The organism is Geomonas paludis, assembly GCF_014193585.1.
In the GTDB taxonomy this organism is placed as follows: domain Bacteria; phylum Desulfobacterota; class Desulfuromonadia; order Geobacterales; family Geobacteraceae; genus Geomonas; species Geomonas paludis.
Genome location: NZ_BLXY01000014.1, coordinates 23192 through 45447 on the forward strand (window position 1 = coordinate 23192; position 22256 = coordinate 45447).

The window sequence follows — 22256 nt, forward strand, 5'->3', positions numbered from 1 at the left end:
CTGAATCTTCCCTTGATCCAGAAACGGTGCGGCTTTGCTACTAGTCCTCTCCTACCGCTCGGTGCTCCACCGTGCCGACGGGCTCATGTGGCAGGCGATGTTGAAGCAGCTGCCGGTCTTGTTGGCGCCCGGCACACTGGTCAGGCTGGCGCCGGTGTAGACGGTGAAGGAGTTCGCGAAGCGCAGGCTGTTGTCCACCAGCACGGTCAGGTTCTCGATGTGCTCCTTAACCGGCGTCACCATCCTGTGGTACGGGGTCATCCCGGTGGCGCCGCCGTTGTGGCAGGCGGTGCAGTTGGTCCACCCTTCTTCGGGCTTCGCAAACGGCGAGATGTGTGCCGCCACCAGGTGCGCGCCGCCGCCGCCCGAGTAGTCCTCGAAGCGGGCGTTGGCCCAGTTGGCGTAGCTGCCGAAGGCGGTCGCCGTGTTCTTCGGCGCCGGCGGATAGCCGTGGCACGAGTCGCAGCCGCCGCCGATCGGCTTGAAGGCGCCGCCGCTGCTGGTGTGGGTGTGGCAGTCCAGGCAGCCCGAGGTGAAGTGGCTGCCTTCGGGGACCCCGGCGCGGTAGTAGTTGGTCTTGGTGTGGCAGACCTGGCACAGGCCGCGGTTGGTGGTCGATTCCACCAGGGTGTTGACGCGGTCGGTGAAGTAGATGTTGAAGCCCCTGATCTCGCCGCGGATCATGGAGAGGTTGCCGGTGCCGTGGGTGTCGTGGCACTCGCGGCAGGCGATGGTGCTGCCGTCTTTGGCGCGGTGGGTGCTGATGTTAAGGAAGCGCGCCGACACCACGGACGCGTTGCTGTGGCAGGAGGCGCACAGCAGGTTGTCGTTGTTCATGAGCAGGCGCTTGCTGTCACCCAGGGTGCCGGTGATGTGGGTCGCGTTGCGGTCGTGACACACGGTGCACTGGTTGCTCACCGCGAAGCGGCCGTGACCCTTGCTGCCGAAGTAGGCCTTGTACGGCGCTTGGGTGCCGTTGGGGAGCTGCGCCGGGTTCTGCGCGTGGCAGACGGTGCACTCGATGCGGCTGGTGGTCTTCCAGTCGACCAGCTGGCCTGCGTGGCAACCCATGCACAGCGAGCCGTCGCCGCTCTTCAGGTCCGGCGAGCCGTTGTTGTGGGTGGCGGTGGTGCCGACGTGGCAGGCCTGGCAGACGGTGTACTCGCTCCCGAGATAAGCGCCCGGGCCGTAGACCGAGGTGATGTGGGTGGCATGCTGGTTGGTCGCCATCGGGCTCGGGGTGGAGGCGGAGCCGCCGTGGCAGGTGATGCACAGGTTGCGCGCCTTGTAGGCGATGACGGAGTCGGCCACCGCCTGGCTGATGGCGCCCGCGTCGCGCAGCGTCGGCACTGCCTCCGTGGTCACCGAGTCGTCGATCACGCCGTTGTCCAGGATGTCGATGGAGTCCATGGCCAGCTGCTTGGAGTAGCGCGGGTTGTGGCCGAAGGAGCCCAGCTCGCGCATCAGGAGGGCGTAGTTGAAGGCCGCACCCATGACGTTGGCGCCCTGCTGGCCCGAGCCCCAGTTGCGTTGGGCGAAGTGCGGCGCCTTGTCGGTGTAGATGAAGCCCTTGGCCGCCAGTTGGGCACGGAGCACTTCCAGCAGGCTGACGAAGGAATCGCGCGCCAGCTGACGCTGCTCTTCCGGCATGTTGGCGCCGTGGCAGGTGGTGCACAGGGTGCTCACGCCGCTTCTGAAGGAGTGGCCGTAGGTGCCGTTTCTGTGGCAGGAGACGCAGGGCCCCTTGGCGTTGGTGTTGCCCAGGTTGCTGTGGGTGGCGCCCAGGTCGTAGTTGCGACCCGGGAAGTGGTAGCCACCCTTGGCGTACATGGCGGCCGCGGCGGTCGCGTAGTGCGGCTGGATGAAGGCCATATTGGTGAAGTCGGCGTTCGCCTGCAGCTGCGTCGTGATCACCTGGCCGGTGTTGGTGCCGCTGTGGCAGGTCATGCACAGGTTGGACTGGCCCACCGACGGGTTGACGTAGGTCGGCTCGTTGGAGAACGGCTTGGCCGGCTGCACCGTGCGCAGCGCGCCGGTGACGATGTCGATGTGGCAGGCGCGGCAGGTGACCATCTCCTTGGTCTTGTCCGAGGCGACACCCCAGGCCGTGGTGACCTTGCCCGTGGAGTAGTTGACGAAGCCGGTGGTGGTGTGGCACTGCACGCAGCCGTCCATGGTCTTGAAGTCGTAGGTCGAATATGCCGGCGCGCTCCCCTTGGCGTGGCCGGAGGTGTACCACGCCTGGCGGATCGCCTGGTTGGTGACCGTGGAGAAGTGGCAGTCGGTGCAGGCGGAACGCGAGGTGACGTAGGTCGCCGGGTAGGCGCCGGTGGTCATGTTGCCGTAGTGCAGCGTCTCCAGGTCGCCCTGCACCGCCGCGAAGCTGGAGTGCGGGTTGTGGCAGGAGATACAGATAACGTTGGGGCCGATATCGACCGTGTGGTTGGGGACGATGCCCAGGCCGTTGTAGTGGCACTCCTGGCAGACGCCGGGCTCGGCCTCAGGCAGGTGCGGTCCGCCCTTGTGGCAGGCGGTACAGGTGACGCCCTTCACCTTGTGCATGGAGCGGTCGTAACCGGCGAAGATGGAATCGGTGTGGCAGGCGGCGCAGAAGTAGCCGCCGACCGGACCGGCGCTGGCATTGAGGTTGACGAAGCTGCTGGAATCGACCGTGGTCGGGTTGACCGGGGTCGGCATGGCGCCCGTGGTGTGGCAGGAAACGCAGGAGACGCCGAGGTACTTGTGGTTCGAGGAGGACCAGGAGATAAACGCCTGCGGGGTCGGGTAGATGCCGGTTGGGCCGTGGCAGCCGTTGCAGTCGGTCCTCATGGAGCTGATCAGCGAGTCGACGACCTTGACCTGGGTGGTCGAGGTGGCAACGGCCAGGCCGTTCAGGTACTGGGTGAGACGGAACACGTAGGTCCCCAGCGTCATCGGAGTGAACTCGGGGTTCAAGGTACCGGCGCCGACCAGGGTGACCGCCGGGCCGCTTTCCTGGACCCAGGTGAAGGTGCCGCCCCCCTGCAAGGTGCCCCTCAGGGTGACCTTGGTGACGATCATGGCGGTCTGGTTCTCGCCGGCGTTGGCCCCGACCGCGGCGAAGACGGCCTGCACGGTCCTGGGGGAGGTCACGTTGGTCACCGTGATGGTGGCCGGGGTGGAGCAGGGGTAGACGACCGGGCTGCCGGAAACGGTGGCCGTGCCGCCGGTGACGCTGGTCAGGACCGCGCCGGCGTTGGGGCTGGCGGTGAGGGTGGCGTTGCCGCCGTAGGCGATCGCGGTGCTGGCCGGGGAGACGGTGCCCGGGCCGGAGGCGATGCCGGTGACGGTGTACTTCTGGATGGTGAAGCCGGCCACCAGGGACTGCACCGAGCCGTCCGACTTCTTGACCGTGGTGTAGTAATGGGTGGTGTAGTTACCGATCACCTGGGCTACGCCGCTCTTGGTCACACTGGTGATCTTGTAACCGGGGTTGGCGGTGACCCGCACCGGGACCGGGGCGGCCGTAGTGAAGTTGCTGTAAACGGTGGTGCCAGCCACAGTCTGGACTGCATTGTTGCGGACCTGGAGCGTACCGCCTGCAGTGTTCAGCTTGGTCTGTAGCTGGAACGATGTTGCCGCCCATGAGAGCGCCCCCGATATGACGGCCGTAGCAGCCAGAACAGCCAGTGTTTTTCTCAGCATAACCTTCCCCTGTCCCTGGTCCTCGCGTGCGGTAATGGACGATTTAGAGGTACGAAATAGTTCTACAGGGGGGGGGACTCCGCAAGAAATGTACCTATAAACAGCACCCTCCCCCCGGTGCAGGGCCCTCCACCGGGCTAAAACGGAAACAAATTGGACACTTTTTCCTTAAAATTTTTTTCGCATCCAGCTTTAACTGGATAAAATAAATCCTTCGGAACGGGTAAAATTCCGCCGTCCCGCGGGGGTATAACATTAGAGGGCAGCGAAAACACCGAATGCACCACCATTAGACTTATCCCCAATTGTAACGTTTCGGCAACGCCAAAGTTAGCACAGCGAGCACCCCTCCGACCTGTCTGATTGCGCCTTTGCTCTGGGCAGTCATTGTACGTGATCATGAATTCAGTCAAATACAAATGTCGACGGCTATGTGAAAAAACCAGGTGCCGCGCGAGGGGATGCTCACAAGCCGAGGATGACTGGGGAAGTTGAACGTTGGGAATTTAGAATGAGATTGACTGGTGGGGGGATTTACGGTAAAAGATTAGCCTCGGTAACAGATCAGCCGGAGTAACTCAGTTGGTAGAGTAGCTGATTCGTAATCAGCAAGTCGGCGGTTCGAGTCCGCTCTTCGGCTCCAAAAATTAAGGGTCGCAGACCATGTCTGCGGCCCTTTGTCATTGCCGTGAAAGGAGGGGACTGGCTCCGCCAGGTGCCTGTCCCCTTAGGGGCTTGCGTCCGGTGGCTGTGTGGAATGGAGCGTTCCGCTAGAGGGACAGGCACCTAACGGAGCCAGTCCCTTCTGCTACCGTCCCTCTGATCCAATTGAAAAGGCCCGCCATGATGGCGGGCCTTCTTTGTTGCGTCTACTTGGGTACCCTTTTCAAGGGTGGTTGCCAGTGCCCGTAAGCACCGGGAGGTTCCAGCTTCAAGTTGTGAGATTCCGAATCGGTGGAGTTTCTTTGATGCTGATTACCTCCTTTTTTCCGAGATCCCTCTTTGCTAGCTAGCTGAGTCAAACATAACATCGGTGAGACTAAAGAAACAGTCTGTCCAAAAAATTTTTTTCCGGATATACTGCTTGAGTTGCCTCCCCTCTGGGTTTGAATCCGCTAACATTACCATTCCTCACCATCCCTCTGAGAATCCCCTCTCCTACTGGTACAGTGCCGCTATCTGCCCCCCGGGGTTCAAAGCACCGGGAGTCGACCTTGTTACCTGTACGCCTCCCTTGCTCCTGATCGCCTGGAACTGCATCACGTCGTTCCCTTCCCGCAGTACCGCCACGGAATTGCCGGTCTTCACGTTCCAGTCGACGGTGAGGGTGTCGAGGTAGGTATCGCCGTGGTAGCGGTTGAAGGTGTAGCGCAGCATGTCACCGCTCTTTTGGGCGTGCACCTTGAACGTGTCGCCGTTTTCACTGTACTGGAAAGCCTTCTCTCCCTGGGCCACGGGGTTACGCCCGCTCCAGAACTCGATGGTGTTGAAGACTACGAAGTCGACCAGCGCCGATACCTGGTAGACCGGTACGATGATGAAGGCCCAGGTCACCAGGCTGCGCAGGAACTTGTCGCCCACCTGGCCGTTCACCTGGTACACCTTTTTGGTGAGCGCCATCTTGCCGTAGCACCCCTGCAGGGAAACCATGGCCATGACCATGGCAAGTAGTGCTGCTGTGATCCTTTTCATAACTGGTCCTCCTTTACTCTCAAACGTCAAACGGGATTTACTATCCCGACTCGTCTAATATAGCAGAAATCGTATTATTACTGTTAATCAACTTCCCTTCTGTCTTTGGTGCCGGCGCCTGTGACTGTGCAATAAAAAAGAGGCCCGCTATGATACGCAGGGCCTCTTCTTGTACTCGATCCCCTCGTTACAGGGGTCATCCCGACGCTTTCGACGTCGGAGCTGGTACAGCTGTTTCGTGATTAGAATCCTCTTCGATGGAAGTTACCTCGATGCTGCTACCTCCTTTTCCGAGACATTCTGTTACAGCTAGCTAGCTGAGAGTAATATATCACCAGACCGGGATTTTTACAGAGAGCCGCAACATTTTTTATGGCTCATACAGCCCCCGGTAACCGTGCCGGTGCTGGACTTCGAAGGGGCGGGTGCTAAAATCCGTGGGTGCCTTAACCCCGATTAATCAATCTCGACAGCGACGGGCGCTGGATGATGCCAGCAAGCCCTACCGGCGCTGGGGGGAGAACCATGAAAACGACTGCTGTGGCTGTCATCCTCGTCCTTTTGCTCATGCTCGGTTTCGGAGTCTACTACTTTCTCGACACGTCCGGGCCCGCCTTCGCGCTCTCCCGGCAAAGCGGCCCCATCTCCTCCAAGCTCGACGTGGTGCTGAGGCTGCGGGACCGGTCGGGACTCAGGTCGTTGAGCGTCAACCTGGTGCAGGGGCAGAAGAGCTTTCCCATTCTGGCCAGGCAGTACCCCTCCGGGACGAAGGAGGTCGCGGAGACCTTCCGGCTGCCGACCCAGCCCGGGCTCAAGGAGGGACCGGTCCGGCTCGAGGTCAAGGCGGCCAACCGCTCCATCTTCGGCTTCGGCTCGGGCAACCGTACCGAGCAGGCCTTCAACTTCGACTACCAGAACAAGCCTCCGGCGGTCGCCGTCCTCAGCACCGCCCACAACATCTCCCGCGGCGGAGCAGGCCTCGTGGTCTACACGGTGAACCGCGAAGTGGCCAAGACCGGCGTCGTCTTCGCCGACCGCTTCTATCCCGCCTACCGCCAACCGGAGGGGTTCTACGCCTGCCTGTTCCCCTTCCCCAGCGACCTGCCCCCGGACCGGTTCGTCCCGAAGGTGCTGGCCGTGGACCGGGCGGGCAACGAGAGGCTGACCGGCATCTACTACCACGTGCTGGAAAAATCGTTCCCCAGGGACCGCATCGAACTGACCGACTCTTTCCTGGAGAAGGTCGCGGGTGAATTCAAGGACCGCTACCCGAAGGCCGCCACCCCGCTGGAGCTCTATCTCAAGGTGAACGGCGAAGGGCGCCAGGCCGACCGGAAGACCTTGTACGAGGTGGGGCTCAAGACCTCCCCTACCCCGCTGTGGCAAGGGGAGTTCATGCGTCTCCCCAACTCGGCGCCGCGCGGCACCTTCAGTCAGTTGCGTAGCTACTTGTACAAGGGAAAGCAGGTCGATGAGCAGTATCACCTGGGCATCGACCTGGCCTCACTGGCGCACTCCAGGGTCCCCGCGGCAAACAGCGGGCGCGTGGTCTGGGCCGACGACCTCGGCATCTACGGCCAATGCGTCATCATCGATCACGGCATGGGGCTGCAGACGTTGTACGGTCATCTAAGCCGGATCGCGGTCAAGGAGGGGGACCAGGTGAACAAGGGTGACATCATCGGCGACACCGGCGATACCGGCCTTGCCGGCGGCGACCACCTCCACTTCGGCGTGGTGGTCTCGGGGCAGGAGGTGAACCCGATCGAGTGGTGGGATCCCTCCTGGATCAGGAACAACATCACCAGCAAACTGGAAGAAGCCAAGCAGGCGGCAGGGGCGAGATAAGAGCGAACTTGATCAGCAACGATCTCCCGCCCAGACGCCCATCCCCCTCACCCTCCGGGAGAGGGCTGGGGTGAGGGCGCTGCAATAGGCAATGATCCCGCTTCGTGGCACCCCCCTCACCCGCCCTTCGGGCACCCTCTCCCGGAGGGAGAGGGTATATTAGCGGAAGATTGTCACTAATCAGGAAAGGGACTGGAATTGCGGAGGTGGGCTGATGCGGCAACTGGTACTGATTCGACATGGGGAGAGCGTCTGGAACCAGGAGAACCTGTTCACCGGCTGGACCGACGTGGAGCTTTCCCAGCGGGGCGAGGAGGAGAGCCGGAACGCGGGGCGGCTCTTGAAGGAGAAGGGATATGCCTTCGACGTCGCCTTCACCTCGGTGCTGCGCCGGGCCATCGGGACGCTCTGGATCGTCCTGCGCGAGATGGACCTGATGTGGATTGCGGAACACAAGGACTGGCGCCTGAACGAGAGGCACTACGGCGCCTTGCAGGGGCTGAACAAGGCGCAGACCGCGGAGAAGTACGGGGAGGAGCAGGTGAAGCTGTGGCGCCGCAGCTACCATGTGCGACCGCCCGCGCTCGGCGAAGGGGACCAGCGCTACCCCGGCCGCGACCCGCGCTACGCCGCCCTCCCGCCGCACCTCATCCCGAGGACGGAGTGCCTGCAGGACACGGTGGAGCGGGTGCTCCCCTGCTGGCAGCAGGTGATCGCCCCCGCCCTGCGGGAGTGCCGCCGCCCGCTCATCGTGGCCCACGGCAACAGCCTGCGCGCCCTGATCAAGTACCTGGACCGGGTCTCCGACTCGGACATCGTCGGCCTCGAGATCCCGACCGGCACCCCGCTGGTGTACGAGCTGGACGACGACCTCAAACCGACCCATCACTACTACGCCACCGAAGCCGGTGGCCCCGCCTAGCGCAGCACATCCCCCTCGAGACCGGTAGCGCCCTCAGTTCCATCCCCGTCCTCTCCGCCCTCGTCGGCGGGCTGCTTGGCAGGCGGCTCGCTCCCGGGAGCGGTGACACCCGGTTGCAACGGCTGGGCCGGAGCGACCGGCGGTATCGCGTCGCCGCCGTGCTTGGAGCAGTAGGTGGTCGGTTCGGTCCCCGCGATGAAGTCCTCTTCCTGGGTGGTCGGACAGGTCGGAGTGGCAAGCTGGCCGGTTGAAGGGTCGATGTTGACGGCGACCACCCCTTCGGGCCTGGTGAAGTCCACGGCGGGTTTTCCTTGGCTGGCGACGCGCATGAAGCGCTCCCAGATCGGCGCCGAGACGGCGCCGCCGGTGAAGCCTCTCCCTCCCGGCTTGGGCTTGTCGTAGCCTACCCACACCCCGGTGATCAGCTGCGGGGTGTAGCCGACGAACCAGGCGTCGCGGTAATCGTCGGTGGTGCCGGTCTTGCCGGCGGCGGGGCGCTGGCGGGCGAAGTTCTTGAGCCCCTTGGCGGTACCGTAGGTGAGCACGTCCTTCATCATGGAGGTGGTAACGAACGCGGTGGCCGGCGAGAGCACCGGGGCCACCTGCGACGGGTTCTCGCTCCAGCTCTTGCGGTTGCGGTCGAAGACCCGGATGATGGTGCGCCCCTCGCTGCGCATCCCGGCGTTGGCGAGCGGCGAGTAGGCGGAGACCAGGTCGTTCAAGGTCACCTCGTCGGTGCCGAGGGCGAGCGAGAGGTCGTTGGGGGTGCGCAGGGTAAGCCCCAGGCGCCCGGCAAAGGTGACGAAGTTGTTCACGCCGAGCGATTCGAGCAGCTTCACCGTGATCACGTTGTTGGAGTGGGCCAGCGCCTGCCGGAGCGACAGTTCCCCGAAACTCTTCTTCTCGTAGTTGTGCGGCCGCCAGGTCTGGCCGTTCCCCTTGTTGTAGGCGACCGGGGTGTCGTCCAGCAGGCTCGCCGGGGTGTACCCCTGCTCCAGCGCGGCGGCGAAGATGAGCGGCTTGATGGAGGAGCCGGGCTGACGCTTGGCCGAGAAGGCGCGGTTGAAGCCCCCCTTGCCGTTGTCCACCCCCCCCACCGCAGCCAGCACGTCGCCGGTCTTCAGGTCCATGCAGATGAGCGCCCCCTGCAGGCTGGGGTTCACCTTCTTCACGCCTTCGCGCAGCACCTGCTCCGCCTGCTTCTGCAGGTTCACATCCATGGCCGAGATCACGTCCAGCCCGCCCTGCTCCACGATGTGCGCCCCGTAGCGCTCCACGAGCTGTTTGCGCACCAGGTCGAGATACCCCTGCGCCTGTCCCGGCTTGATCACGGTGGCGGGACGGGCCTCGATCGCCCTTTTCTGCTGCGGCGTGATCATCTTCACCGCGACCATGCGGGAGAGCACCACGCTGCGGCGCGCGCTCACCTTGGCCTGGTCACCCAGCGGGTTGTAGCGCCCCGGGTTCTTGGGCACGCCGGCCAAAATCGCGCACTCCGCCTCGGTCAGTTCCTCCGGGTTCTTGTCGAAGTACTGTCGCGCCGCCTGTGCGATGCCCCAGGCGCCGTTGCCGAAGTAGATCTCGTTGAAGTACATCTCCAGGATCTGGTCCTTGGTGTACTTCTTCTCGAAGTCCATGGCGAGCTGCACTTCCTTCACCTTGCGGTCGAGCGACTTCTCGCCGGTTAAGAACTTGTTCTTGATCAGCTGCTGGGTGATGGTGGAGCCCCCCTCGGCAAGCCTCCCCTTGACCACGTCCTTCACGAGAGCCCGGGCGATGCCACGCACGTCGATCCCCCCGTGCTCGTAGAAGCGGGCGTCCTCGGTGGCGACCAGCGCCTTGCGCAAGAAGAGCGGGATCCGGTCGATGGAGACCCAGTAGCGCTGGGTGGGGAGGATGCGCCCGACGTAACGCTGCTGCCCGTCGAAGACCCGGATCGAGGTGTAGCCGGTCGGGAGTTCCGGGTAGGTGGCGATGGAGGCGTGGGCGGAAACGGCGCAGGTGAGCGCCAGCACGATGACGAGGAGAACGGGGGAGACGAGCTTCTTGAGTGATGCGTACCGACGGGAAAGCAAGGTTGCTACTCCTTTTGTTGACGGCGGCGATGCGAAAAAACCTCCCTCGCCTTCCGGGCCTACGCCCACCGCAGGGCTTTGGTCCGCAGGCGGGAGAGGGTATACGTGGCTACCTGATCCCCTCGAGGTATCTTGTGACCTGCGCCGCCAAGGGCGGCGCATCCAGCAGCACCGAGAGCTCCCGGTTCCGGGTCAGCGCGGCGTGGGAAAGGTTGTGGCTTCCGATCATGACGTACCGGTCGTCGATGACGACGGCCTTGGCGTGGGTGGTGCGCCTGCCGCGCGGGAAGATGACCCGCACCCCCTTGCGCGAGAGGAACCCGGCCGCGGCGCGGTTGTCGCGCCCCACCGCATCGTCCCCCTCGAGGATCACCGTGACCTCCACCCCGCGCCCCCTGGCCTGCGCCAGCTCCTGCGCGAGGCCGGCCGGGACGTTGCCGCGGCGATCGGTCACCTTGAAAAGGTAAAAGGCGCAGATGATGCGCCTTTTCGCCCCGCGGATGCGCTCCTTGAGCTCGCCGCCGTAGGCTGCGTCGGCAAGAAGGGTCGCCTGGGCCGGGGCACTGAGGGCAGGCAGGGGACGGACGGCCAGCAAAAAGACCGCCAGCGCCAGGACCGCCCCGCGTGCCGGCCCGGTTATCACGTGAAGATGTCCATCACCTTGGAGAAGAAGTTCTTGCGCATCGGGTTTACGTCCTCACCGCTGATGCGCGCCAGCTCCTCAAGGAGTTCGCGCTGCTGCTTGTTCAGGTTGATCGGGGTCTCCACCTTGGCGATGACCAGGTGGTCGCCGCGCCCGTACCCCTGCAGCGCCGGGACCCCCTTGCCGCGCATCCTGAAGATGGCGCCGGACTGGGTCCCTTCCGGGATCTTCATGTTGACCTTGCCATCGAGTGTGGGCACCTCGATCTCGCACCCCAGGGCCGCCTGGGTGAAGCTGATCGGGATCTCGCACAGCACGTCGTTGTCCTCGCGCCGGAAGAGGGAGTGCTCGCGCACGGTGAGCGCGACGTAGAGGTCGCCGTTGCCGCCCCCCTTGATCCCCTGCCCCCCTTCGCCGGAGAGCTTGAGGCGGATGCCGGTCTCGACGCCGGCGGGAACCTTGACCGAGATGGTCTTCTTGTCCCGCACCGTGCCGGTGCCGCGGCAGCTCGGGCAGGGATGCTCCACCACGCGTCCCTCGCCGTTGCAGTGCGAGCAGGTCTTGGAAACGCTGAAGAAGCCCTGCTGGAAACGCATCTGGCCCGCGCCCTGGCAGGTGGGGCAGGTCTTGGGCTGGGTGCCGGCCTTCGCGCCGGAACCGCCGCAGGCCTCGCAGCGCTTGGCGTAGGGGATGTCGATCTTCTTCTCCACCCCGAAAGCGGCTTCTTCGAAATTGATCTCAAGGTTGTACTGCAGGTCGTCGCCCCGCTTGCCGCGCGAGGTCTTCTGGCGCCCGCCGAACACCTCCCCGAAGATGTCGCCGAAGATGTCGCCGAACGGGGAACCGCCGAAACCGCCGAAGGGGGAGCCGTTGAAGCCGCCACCCCCCACGCCGGCGTGGCCGAACTGGTCGTAGCGCGCACGCTTCTCGGGGTCGGACAGCACCTCGTAGGCCTCGGAAACCTCCTTGAACTTGTCCTCGGCGCTCTTGTCGCCGGGGTTCTTGTCCGGGTGGTACTTGATGGCCAGACGCCGGTACGCCTTCTTGATCTCGGTCTCGGAGGCGTTCTTGTTCACCTCGAGCAGTTCGTAGTAATCCTGTTTGTCACCGTTTGCCAATGTAAGCCCTCGTAACACAAAGAGCAGCGTCCCATCTAATGAGACGCTGCCCGTTGCGGTTGTCATTTTCTACATGCAGCGCCATCTTCCACTAAAGCGGCACCGCTTTGCAACCTTTTACTTACTTCTTGTCGTCCTTCACTTCCTCGAAGTCGGCGTCGACCACCTTCTCGCCCTTGGCCGCTCCGCCGGCTTCCGGCTCGGCGTGCTGCTCGGCGCCCTCGGCGCCTGCTGCCTGAGCCTTGGCGTAGACCGCCTCGGCCAGCTTGTGCGACGCCTGCATCAGGGTTTCGCTCGCCTTCTTGATCTCGTCGGCATCGGCCCCTTCCAGGGCCTTCTTGAGACCGGCGATCCCTTCCTCGATCTTCTGCTTCTCGGAAGCGTCGATCTTGTCGCCGAACTCGTTCAGGGACTTCTCGGTGGAGTAGATCAGGTTGTCGCCCTGGTTCTTGGCCTCGATCAGCTCGCGCTTTTTCTTGTCCTCGGCGGCATGCGCCTCGGCGTCGCGCACCATCTTCTCCACTTCCTCCTTGGAGAGGCCGGAGGAGGCGGTGATGCGGATGGACTGCTCCTTGCCGGTGCCGAGGTCCTTCGCGGAGACGTGGACGATGCCGTTGGCGTCGATGTCGAAGGTGACCTCGATCTGCGGCACGCCGCGCGGGGCGGCAGGGATCCCGGAGAGCTCGAAGTTGCCCAGGGTCTTGTTGTCGGAGGCCATCTCGCGCTCGCCCTGCAGGACGTGGATGGAAACCGCCGGCTGGTTGTCGGCCGCGGTGGAGAACACCTGGCTCTTCCGGCACGGGATGGTGGAGTTCTTGTCGATCAGCTTGGTCATCACGCCGCCCAGGGTCTCGATGCCCAGAGAGAGCGGGGTGACGTCGAGGAGCAGCACGTCTTTGACGTCGCCGCGCAGAACGCCGCCCTGGATGGCTGCGCCGATGGCGACCACCTCGTCCGGGTTGACGCCGCGGTTGGGGACCTTGCCGAAGATGTCCTGCACCTTCTTCTGCACGATCGGCATGCGGGTCATGCCGCCCACGAGGATGACCTCGTCGATGTCGGAAGCGGAGAGCCCTGCGTCCCTGAGAGCGGTGCGGCAGGGGCCTTCCAGCTTGGCGATCAGGTCGGCGCAGATGGACTCCAGCTTGGCGCGGGAGAGCTTCATGGTCAGGTGCTTGGGACCGGACGCGTCGGCGGTGATGAACGGCAGGTTGATGTCGGTCTCAAGCGAGGTGGAGAGCTCGCACTTGGCCTTCTCGCCCGCCTCTTTCAGCCTCTGCAGCGCCATCTTGTCGCCACGGAGGTCGATGCCCTGGTCCTTCTTGAACTCGTCGGCGATGTAGTCGATGATCTTCTGGTCGAAGTCCTCGCCCCCCAGGAAGGTGTCGCCGTTGGTGGATTTCACCTCGAAGACCCCTTCGCCCAGTTCCAGGATGGAGACGTCGAAGGTGCCGCCGCCCAGGTCGAACACGGCGATCTTCTCGTCCTTCTTCTTGTCCAGGCCGTAGGCAAGCGCCGCCGCGGTCGGCTCGTTGATGATGCGCAGCACGTTCAGGCCCGCGATCTTGCCGGCGTCCTTGGTGGCCTGGCGCTGGGAGTCGTCGAAGTACGCCGGGACGGTGATGACCGCGTCGGTGACGGTCTCACCGAGGTAGTCCTCGGCGGTCTTCTTCATCTTCATCAGCACCATCGCCGAAATCTCCGGCGGAGAATATTTCTGACCGCGCACCTCGACCCACGCGTCGGCGTTATCGGCCTTGACGATCTTGAACGGGGAGATGGCGATGTCCTTCTTGACCGCCTCGGTATCGTACTTGCGCCCGATCAGGCGCTTGATGGCGTACAGGGTGTTCTCGGGGTTGGTGACCGCCTGGCGCTTGGCCTGCTGGCCCACCAGCCGCTCGCCGTTCTCGGCGAATGCGATCATGGAAGGGGTGGTGCGGCTTCCCTCTGCGTTCGCTATGACAACCGGCTCCCCACCTTCCATCACTGCCACGCAGGAGTTGGTGGTCCCGAGGTCTATTCCTATTACTCTACTCATGTGATTGCCTCCTCATATGGTAACTGTCACTTTGCAAGCTAGTCATGCCCCCGGCAAAAAACAAGGGGCGGGGGGAAAAAAGATTGAGATAAAGATTAAGACCAAGGAAAATCCAGGACTTCTTAATCTCAATCTTTATCTTAGTCTGCCGTTACGCCGCAGGCTTAACGGCCACCGTGACCATCGCGGGGCGGAGCAGGCGGTCGTTCAGCATGTACCCCTTCTGGAACACGTTGACGATGGTGTTGGGCTCCTGCTCCTCGCTGGGCACCTGGGTCATCGCCTGGTGGAAGGCGGGATCGAACGGGGTCCCGGCCGGGGTCTCCACCGGGGTGACGCCGAACTTCTTCAGGGTGGAAAGGAGCATGGTCAGGGTGAGCTTCACCCCCTCGATGATGGGATCGTCCGCGCTGGCGTGGTCGATGGCGCGCTCCAGGTTGTCAACCGAGGGGAGCAGTTCCAGGACGATCTGCTCGTTGCCGTACTTCAGGATCTCTTCCTTTTCCTTCTGCACCCGCTTGCGGTAGTTCTCAAGGTCGGCCCGCTCGCGCAGGTACTTGTCCCAGTTCGCCGCGGATTCCAGCCCCTTGGCGGCCAGCGCCTCTTCCAGTTCCTTGATCCGATCCGCATCCGACAGCGGCTGCGCCAGTTCTACGTGATCCTGCGCCGCCTCCGCCTTCTTGTCGTGCTGGTGCGCATCGTGTTTTTTCTTGTCCATCCCTTTATCGTCTCCTTTTCTCGCGCTACTCGGTGTCGAGCAGGCGGCTGATCAATTTCGCCGTGTAATCCACGATCGGTATCACCCGGCCGTAGCCCATCCGGGTCGGACCGATGACCCCGAGCACCCCGACCGTGTCCTTCCCGGTGAGGTAGGTAGAGGTCACCAGGCTCATCCCCTCCATCTTGAGCAGGGGGGACTCGGACCCGATGAAGATCTGCACCCCCTCGGCCTGCATGGAGCGGTCCAGCAGGTCCAAAAGGAGGCTCTTCTTCTCGAAGGCCCGGAATATCTCCCGCATCTTGGCGGCGTCGGCGAACTCAGGCTGATCCAGGATGTTCGCCTGCCCCTCCAGGAAGATCTCGGTGCTGTCGGTCCTGATGGTCTGCTCGGAAAGCGCGATCGCCTTCGCCATCAGCGAATCGTAACGCACCTTCTCGCTCTGCATCTCGGCCAGGAGCCGCTCGCGCACCTGGGCCAGGGTAAGCCCCTGCAGCATCCCGTTCAGGTAGTTGGCCATGCGGACCAGGTCCTCCTGCGGGATCTCCTCCTCCGTTTCCAGAAGCCGGTTCTGCACCGTGCCGTTTTGCGACACCAGGATGGCCAGGATGCGGTGGCTGGACAGCTTGACGAATTCCATCTGATGGAAAACGTTGGCCGCCATGCGCGGCGCCATCACCACCCCCATGTAGCTCGAGGTGGTGGAGAGGAGGCGGCTGGCCTCCTTGAGCATCTCGGCAGGGTCCTTGCCCGCCATGCGGCAGCGCCTGCGGATTTCGTCGCGCTTGCCCGCGGTGAGGTTCTGCTTCGCCTCGAGGATCGAATTGACGTAGAGGCGGTAGGCCTTGTCGGTGGGGATGCGGCCGGCGGAGGTGTGCGGCGAGGCGAGCAGCCCCATCTCCTCCAGGTCGGCCATGACGTTGCGCACGGTGGCCGGCGAAAGCGCCAGCTCGTGGCTGCGGGTGATGGTCCTGCTCCCCACCGGCTCGGCGGTTGCTATGTAATCCTCGATGACCGCTTCGAGGATGCGTTTTCCACGTTCAGAAAGTTGCTCTTCCATAGCCTTGCCCCTCAAAAGCTTTTAGCACTCAAAAAGTTCGAGTGCTAAACGAGCTTCAAGTTAGCAACGCACCTGTGCTTTGTCAAGGGGTTCTCTGGCGGGATGGTGCGGATTTACAGAAAGCGGGAAAAGATGCTGTTGGCGATGATTACCGAGCTGTCGGCAAGGCGGATGCGCTTCCCGTCGGCCACCAGCAGGCCGGCCTGCAGCAGCCGCTCCACCTCCGCCAGCTGGCCTGCCAGCGCGTCCGCGCCGAAGCGTTCCTCGAGGGGAGCGAGCTCGAGGCCGGTCAGCACCCTGAGCCCGAGGAAAAAGCTCTCGGCCACGGCGTCCTCCAAAGAGAGCAGCACCTCGTCCCGCTCGGGGAGCAAGCCGGCGTCGATGGCGGCGCGATAGCCGTCCAGGTCGGCGGCGTTGTTCCAGCGCCGGCCGAGGCCGTCGGGGTTCCAGAAGGAATGGGCGCCGGAGCCGAAGCCCAGGTAGCTTGCCCGGCTCCAGTAGGATTGGTTGTGGCGGGAGAAGCGGCCGGGGAGACCGAAGTTGGAAATCTCGTAGTGGAGGTAGCCGGCGCCGGTGAGCATCTCGGCGGTCGCCTCGAACATGCGCGCCGCTTCCTCCTCCCCCGGCAGGACCAGTTCCCCATGCTGGTACAGCTGCTCGAAGGGGGTCCCCTCCTCGACGGAGAGCGCGTAGGCGGAGACGTGCTCCGGGGCGAGCGCGATCCCCTGCGCCAGCGCGGCGCGCCAGTCGTCCAGGCTCTGCCCGGGCAGGGAATGCATCAGGTCGATGCTGATGTTATCGAAGCCGGCCCGGCGCGCCTGCTCGAAGGCCGCCAGCGCCTGGGGCACGGTGTGCACCCGGCCGAGCGTTTTCAGCAGGCGCTCCTCGAAGGACTGGATGCCCAGCGACAGGCGGTTCACCCCTGCCGCCCGGTAGCCGGCGAGCCGCTCCGGGGTCAGTGTCCCGGGGTTCGCCTCCAGGGTCACCTCCGCGTCCTGTTCCAGGCCGAAGCGGAGAGCCGCCTGGTCGATCAGGCGCCCGACCAGTTCCGGCGCCATGAGCGACGGGGTGCCGCCGCCCAGGTACAGCGTCGGCGCCTGCACCGGCTCGGGGAGGGCCTGCCGGCGCAGTTCCATCTCGCGCAGCAACAGCTCCACGTAGCCGTCCAACTCGTCGCCGGACCAGGCGGTGGAGTTGAAGTCGCAGTACAGGCATTTTTTGAGGCAGAAGGGGAAATGTATATATAAACCGGCTTGCATGGCTCTCTCCTTGACACGGCAGCTATCGTTCTAGCAGAAGGCGCCTCTTCTTGTCACGCAAAAGCGCTGCAACTGCACGAAGATGCTTGTAATACTTGATTAGGAATATTACACTCCGAGCTCCGTCGGTTGTCTGCCTCCAAGGCGCGGTGGACAGGGCGAATGGCCGTCCACCGTAGGGGCAAATAAATATTTGCCCAGCCACCGGCGGTCCTGTAACTGACAATGGCAAAAGGGACAAAGATGCGATAGAGGCGGGCGAATGATCATTCGCCCCTACATTTAATATGTCATCGAAATCAAACAGGAGGGGACATGCAGAAGAGCATCAAGGCCGCCGCGCTGCAGTTCAACATAGCGCTGGGCGACATCGACAAGAACCTGGCATACGTAACGGACAAGCTGCGCCAACTCGCCGCCGATGGCGTGGAGCTCGCGGTCCTGCCGGAAATGTGGAGTTGCGGCTTCGACTACCGTCAGTTGAACCAGCTGGCCCTGCAGACCCCGGGCCTGGTGGAGCGGATAGTGGCGCTTTCCGGCGAACTCGGCATGGTTATCATCGGCAGCCTCCCGGAGCCGCACGGCGACAAGGTCTACAACACCTCCTACGTCGCCGACCGCGGCAGGCTCGCCGGAAGCTACCGCAAGATGCACCTCTTCGGTCTGATGAACGAGGACCGACACCTGGACCGCGGCGACGCCGTCTGCCTGCTCGACACCAGCGCCGGCAAAATCGGCGTCATGATCTGCTACGACATCCGCTTCCCTGAGCTCGCGCGCAGGCTCGCTGTGGACGGCGCAGACATCATCGTCATCAGCGGCGAGTGGCCCAAGCCGCGCGAGGAGCACTGGCGCACCCTGATTCGCGCCCGCGCCATCGAAAACCAGCTGTTCGTGGTCGCCACCAACACCTGCGGCATGATCGGCAAGCTCGACTTCTTCGGCTCCTCCCTGATCGTCAACCCCAAAGGGGAGCTCCTGGCCGAGGGTGGCTACGAGAACTGCGAACCGACCGCCATCCTCGATCCCGCCGAGATCACCTCCTGGCGCGCAAGCATCAACTGCTTCCAGGACCGCCGGCCGGAGTGCTACTAAAGGTTCGTATAACGCCCCTTGCCGATGCACCCGTCCATACCCTCGCCCACCGGGAGAGGGCGGCCGCAGGCCGGGTGAGGGCTGTGCCAGAGGCAATGCTGCAACTACGATAGAGACAACGGGCGCCCTCCCCCCGTCCCCTCTCCCGGAGGGCGAGGGGGTGCTTGCGGAAAGCGGTCAGGAGGGAGTGAACGCAATCCATCTCCGGGACGCCGCGCGGCACGTGTTTCCTGTTGACTTCCCAAAGGGTTCAGCATATTTTTTCAGTTCGATTTCCATCTAACCGCGGAGGGTTGCTACGTGGGCATGCTTGCTTCGACCGGCCTGGTCGTAAAACTGGTACTTTTGCTGTTGCTCTATTTCTCGGTGGTATCCTGGGGCATCATCTTCTACAAGCTGCTGCAGGTGTACCGCGCCAACGGCGCCTCCGAGCGCTTCCTGGAATTCTTCTGGAAGGCCAAGCGCTTCGACGCCATCAACTCGCAACTGGACCGCTTCGAGCACTCCCCCCTCACCGTCCTGTTCCAGGAGGGATACGGCGAGCTCAGGAAACTGCAGGAAAAGGTCGAGGAAAAGGCTGATCCTAATATCGTCAGCACCGACCTGGGCGGGGTGGACAACATCGCCCGCGCCCTGCGCCGCGCCACCACCTCCGAGATCACCAGGCTGGAAAAATACCTCACCTTCCTGGCCACCACCGGCGCCACCGCACCGTTCGTCGGCCTCTTCGGCACCGTCTGGGGTATCATGACCGCGTTCGAGAAGATCGGCCAGAGCGGCTCCGCATCGCTGGCAGTAGTCGCCCCCGGCATCGCCGAGGCGCTCATCGCTACCGCCATCGGCCTGGTTGCCGCCATCCCGGCCGTCATGGGCTACAACCACTTCCAGCACAAGATCAAGGTGCTCATCTCGGAGATGGACAGCTTCTCCACCGAATTCCTCAACATCGTACAGCGCAACTTCGCGGGGAGATAAGCCATGGAGTTCGGCAACAGGGATAACGGCGATCGCGGCACCATGTCGCAGATAAACGTCACGCCTCTGGTCGACGTCATGCTGGTGCTCTTGATCATCTTCATGGTCACCGCGCCGATGATGCAGCAGGGGGTCCAGGTCAACCTCCCCAAGGCGGACACCAAGGCGCTGGCGCCCAAGGAGGACACCCTGGTGGTCTCCGTGGAGCAGTCCGGCAAGACCTTCATCAACTCGACCGAGGTACCGGCCGACCAACTGAAAGACAAACTGACCACCATGCTGGCCGGCCGCGAGAAGCGCGAGGTATTCCTCAAAGCTGACCAGGCGGTGCCCTACGGCGACGTGGTCCGGGTCATGGCCCAGATCAAGGGAGCCGGCGTGGAGCGCCTGGGCATGGTGACGGAGTCCCCGCAACGCCGATGAAAACCGCGTTTTCGCGCAGCTACCCGGGGCCGGGGGGGATGCTGGCGCTCTCCCTCGTCTGCCACCTGGTCGTGTTCCTGATCATCGCGAACTGGCACTTCCTCCCTGAGTTCCATCGGGACGAGAATCCGGTCACCTACGTTGACATGGTGACGCTGCCGGTCGCCGCGCCGCAAAGCGGCATGCCGCAAGCGCCGGCAGAGGCCGAGCCGAAGGCTCCTGCCGCGCCGGCCCCTGCCCCCCCGGCGCCTGCCAAGCCGGCCATGGCCCTGCCGACCAAGCCCGCAGCCAAGACGCCGCCTCCGAAATCCCAGGCCAAAACCGAACAGCAGCAAAAGGAGGCCGAGGACAAGGCCTTCAACGAACGGATGGCCAAGCTGCAGCAAAGCGCCGAAGATCGCCGCCAGGCCGCGGCACTGGAGGCCCTGCGCAAGAAGGGGAGCACCCGCACCGGCATGCCCGGGGCGACCGGGAACCAGGCGGGGAGCGACTACTCCTCGTACCTGCAGTCCCGGCTGAGGGACGCCCTGAAGCAGGTGATCGCCACCCAGACCAAGGCGCCGCAGGTGATCGCCACCATCACGGTATCTCCGGACGGCAGCATCGATTACCGCGTGGAAAAGGGGTCGGGGGATCCCTTCTTCGACGAGGCCGTGCAAAGGGCGGTCGCCCTGGCGGGCAAGACACTGGTGCCGCCGCCCAACCACACACAGTACAAACGCGTGTTCCGCTTCATGCCTGAAGGGGTGAAATAGATGATGAGAATCCTTCTGATACTGCTGTTACTGGTGCTGGGGCCGCAGGGCTTCGCCGCCGAGAGCTACCTCGACGTCACCGCCCCGACCTCCGGCAAGATGAAGCTGGCCATCGGCCCCACCACGGCCCTCTCCGGCGCCGTCCCCGGCGACGTGGCGCGCGAGCTCCCCGAGCTGTTCGGCTTCGACCTCGGCATCGCCGGTCCCTTCGAGATCGCTCCCGGCGAGGCTGCCGGCGCGCTGCTTTTGAAGAGCGCCTACGGCGTGCAGGGGGACACCGCCATCCTGGAATGCCGCCTGGTGGACCAGGTGCTGAACAAGGAGATCATCGCCAAGCGCTACAGCGGCCGGGTCAAGGACCTGCGCCGCATGGGACACGCCTTCTCGGACGAGGTGCTGCGCGTGCTGACCGGCGAGAAGGGTCCCTTCACCGGCAAGATCGCCTACGTATCCAAGGCCTCCGGCAACAAGGAGATCTACATCATGGATTACGACGGCCACAACCCGCAGCGGCTCACCAACAACGGCTCGATCAACCTCTACCCCGACTTCGCCCCCTCCGGCAAGGAGCTCATCTACACCTCCTACAAGAAGGGGAACCCGGACCTGTACCGCCGCGAACTGTTCACCGGCCAGGAGGCGCGCCTCTCCTCCCGGAGCGGCCTGAACGCCATGGGCGTCTTCTCCCAGGACGGCAACAAGATCGCCCTGGTGCTCTCCAAGGACGGCAACTCCGAGATCTACCAGATGAGCCGGGACGGCAAGGACCTGGTGCGGCTCACCAACAACCACGCCATCGACGTCTCCCCCGCCTGGTCACCGGACGGCTCCAGGATCGCCTTCGTCTCGGACCGGCTGGGCAAGCCGCAGCTCTTCGTGATGGACGCCAACGGCGGCAACGTCAGGCGCCTCACCACCAACGGCGCCTACAACGTCACCCCGCGCTGGTCTCCCAAGGGGGACCGCATCGTCTACTCGCGCAAAGAGGGGGGCTTCCAGATTCACGCCATCAGCCCGGACGGCTCCGGTGACGCCCAGCTCACCAGCGCCGGGAGCAACGAGCACCCCCGCTACTCCCCCGACGGCCGCTTCATCATCTTCAGCTCCACCCGCGACGGCGGCGAGGGGCTGTACCTGATGCGCGCCGACGGCAGCGGGCAGACCAGGATCTCGCCGGACCGGGCGCAGAACACCCACCCGACCTGGTCGGTGAACTGGTAAAGGCAAAGCATTACCGTTGCCTAACCCGGAAAAGGTGGGTATACTTTCAGTCGTTTTTTTGCTGGGGGCACCGGCTGTAGCGGTGCCCATATTCCATAGATGAAAAGGAGTGGGGAATGCGCACGAATATCGCCGGATGCCTCGTTGTTCTTTGCATGGGAGCTTTGGTAGCGGGAGGCTGCGCCAAAAAGGATCTGGTCAAACCCGAGGAGAAGGCTCCGTCGGTCACGGCCCCCGCCCCCGAAACAGCTAAACCGGCCCTGGAACCGACCGCGCCGAAGGCGCCGGTAACCGAGCAGACCCCGGTACGCGAGCCGGTGGTGGCGCAGGAACCGGTGCGCGAGACGCCCAAGGCTGGGGCGGGCGACCTGCAGGGGCAGCTGCAAAAGATCTACTTCAACTTCGATTCTTCCGACCTCTCCGAGGACTCGCGCAACATCCTCACCAGGAACGCGGAATACCTGAGCAAGCAGCCGTCGCTCAAGATCCGCATCGAGGGGAACTGCGACGAGCGCGGTTCGGACGACTACAACATGGCGCTGGGTGAAAGAAGGGCCAAGGCCGCCAAGGACTACCTGGTGAACCTGGGCATCTCCTCCGAGCGCATCAGCATCCTCAGCTACGGCGAAGAGAAACCGGTCGACGCCGGCCACGACGAGGCGGCCTGGGCCAAGAACAGAAGGGACGAGTTCGTCGTCGTGAAGTGACGCTGGCTGCACAGCCCAAA

General features: G+C 63.7%; 17 protein-coding genes and 1 tRNA gene. 9 read left to right on the forward strand and 9 right to left on the reverse strand.

Annotation, left to right across the window (positions count from 1 at the left end; genetic code table 11):
* Positions 1–51: 51 nt before the first annotated feature.
* The gene (locus H7687_RS19200; RefSeq protein WP_183350417.1) at positions 52–3684 is read right to left on the reverse strand and encodes a cytochrome c3 family protein; all 3633 of its coding nucleotides are present in this window, start codon (positions 3682–3684) and stop codon (positions 52–54) included.
* A 567-nt stretch (positions 3685–4251) separates the two neighbouring features.
* Here H7687_RS19200 and H7687_RS19205 point away from each other — a divergent pair.
* Positions 4252–4327, forward strand: a tRNA-Thr gene (locus H7687_RS19205).
* A gap of 515 nt (positions 4328–4842) precedes the next feature.
* On the opposite strand, the gene H7687_RS19210 is transcribed toward H7687_RS19205, so the two are convergent.
* The gene (locus H7687_RS19210; RefSeq protein WP_183350419.1) at positions 4843–5376 is read right to left on the reverse strand and encodes a DUF3332 domain-containing protein; all 534 of its coding nucleotides are present in this window, start codon (positions 5374–5376) and stop codon (positions 4843–4845) included.
* 525 nt (positions 5377–5901) lie between these two features.
* On the opposite strand from H7687_RS19210, the gene H7687_RS19215 reads away from it, so the two are divergent.
* Positions 5902–7224, forward strand: coding sequence for a M23 family metallopeptidase (locus H7687_RS19215; protein WP_183350421.1), 1323 nt, complete (start codon positions 5902–5904; stop codon positions 7222–7224).
* A gap of 214 nt (positions 7225–7438) precedes the next feature.
* Positions 7439–8146 (forward strand): 2,3-diphosphoglycerate-dependent phosphoglycerate mutase, encoded by a 708-nt coding sequence (gene gpmA / locus H7687_RS19220; RefSeq protein ID WP_183350423.1) that lies wholly within the window; start codon positions 7439–7441, stop codon positions 8144–8146.
* On the opposite strand, the gene H7687_RS19225 is transcribed toward gpmA, so the two are convergent.
* From H7687_RS19225 to hemW, 7 genes are all read right to left on the reverse strand, one after another.
* Positions 8143–10221, reverse strand: coding sequence for a penicillin-binding protein 1A (locus H7687_RS19225; protein WP_183350425.1), 2079 nt, complete (start codon positions 10219–10221; stop codon positions 8143–8145). The two genes, gpmA and H7687_RS19225, sit on opposite strands and share 4 nt — an antisense overlap.
* A 109-nt stretch (positions 10222–10330) precedes the next feature.
* On the reverse strand, positions 10331–10864 hold the full coding sequence (locus H7687_RS19230) for a phospholipase D-like domain-containing protein (protein WP_183350427.1): 534 nt from the start codon (positions 10862–10864) through the stop codon (positions 10331–10333).
* Positions 10861–11982, reverse strand: a complete 1122-nt coding sequence (dnaJ, locus tag H7687_RS19235) for a molecular chaperone DnaJ (protein ID WP_183350429.1) — start codon at positions 11980–11982, stop codon at positions 10861–10863. Before dnaJ ends, H7687_RS19230 begins: the two co-directional genes overlap by 4 nt.
* A 121-nt stretch (positions 11983–12103) precedes the next feature.
* Positions 12104–14023 carry a molecular chaperone DnaK gene (gene dnaK / locus H7687_RS19240; RefSeq protein WP_183350431.1) on the reverse strand — a complete coding sequence of 640 codons (1920 nt, stop codon included), beginning with the start codon at positions 14021–14023 and terminating at the stop codon, positions 12104–12106.
* A gap of 151 nt (positions 14024–14174) precedes the next feature.
* Entirely contained in the window at positions 14175–14741 is a 567-nt protein-coding gene (gene grpE, locus H7687_RS19245; RefSeq protein ID WP_183350433.1) for a nucleotide exchange factor GrpE, read from the reverse strand.
* Positions 14742–14766: 25 nt separating this feature from the next.
* Positions 14767–15801 (reverse strand): heat-inducible transcriptional repressor HrcA, encoded by a 1035-nt coding sequence (gene hrcA, locus H7687_RS19250; RefSeq protein ID WP_183350435.1) that lies wholly within the window; start codon positions 15799–15801, stop codon positions 14767–14769.
* Positions 15802–15914: 113 nt separating this feature from the next.
* Positions 15915–17060, reverse strand: a complete 1146-nt coding sequence (hemW, locus tag H7687_RS19255) for a radical SAM family heme chaperone HemW (protein ID WP_183350437.1) — start codon at positions 17058–17060, stop codon at positions 15915–15917.
* A 315-nt stretch (positions 17061–17375) separates the two neighbouring features.
* Between hemW and H7687_RS19260 the strand changes: the two genes are divergently transcribed.
* From H7687_RS19260 to pal, 6 genes are all read left to right on the forward strand, one after another.
* Positions 17376–18155, forward strand: coding sequence for a carbon-nitrogen family hydrolase (locus H7687_RS19260; protein WP_183350439.1), 780 nt, complete (start codon positions 17376–17378; stop codon positions 18153–18155).
* A gap of 300 nt (positions 18156–18455) precedes the next feature.
* Positions 18456–19130, forward strand: a complete 675-nt coding sequence (gene tolQ / locus H7687_RS19265) for a protein TolQ (RefSeq protein ID WP_183350441.1) — start codon at positions 18456–18458, stop codon at positions 19128–19130.
* Between the two features lie 3 nt (positions 19131–19133).
* Positions 19134–19553: a protein TolR gene (gene tolR, locus H7687_RS19270; RefSeq protein WP_183350443.1), complete on the forward strand. Its 420-nt coding sequence runs from the start codon at positions 19134–19136 to the stop codon at positions 19551–19553.
* On the forward strand, positions 19550–20308 hold the full coding sequence (locus H7687_RS19275) for an energy transducer TonB (protein ID WP_183350445.1): 759 nt from the start codon (positions 19550–19552) through the stop codon (positions 20306–20308). The genes tolR and H7687_RS19275 overlap by 4 nt, the downstream gene beginning before the upstream one ends.
* Positions 20309–20311: 3 nt before the next feature.
* On the forward strand, positions 20312–21529 hold the full coding sequence (gene tolB / locus H7687_RS19280; RefSeq protein WP_371877589.1) for a Tol-Pal system beta propeller repeat protein TolB: 1218 nt from the start codon (positions 20312–20314) through the stop codon (positions 21527–21529).
* 116 nt (positions 21530–21645) lie between these two features.
* Positions 21646–22236 carry a peptidoglycan-associated lipoprotein Pal gene (pal, locus tag H7687_RS19285; RefSeq protein ID WP_183350449.1) on the forward strand — a complete coding sequence of 197 codons (591 nt, stop codon included), beginning with the start codon at positions 21646–21648 and terminating at the stop codon, positions 22234–22236.
* Positions 22237–22256 lie beyond the last annotated feature (20 nt).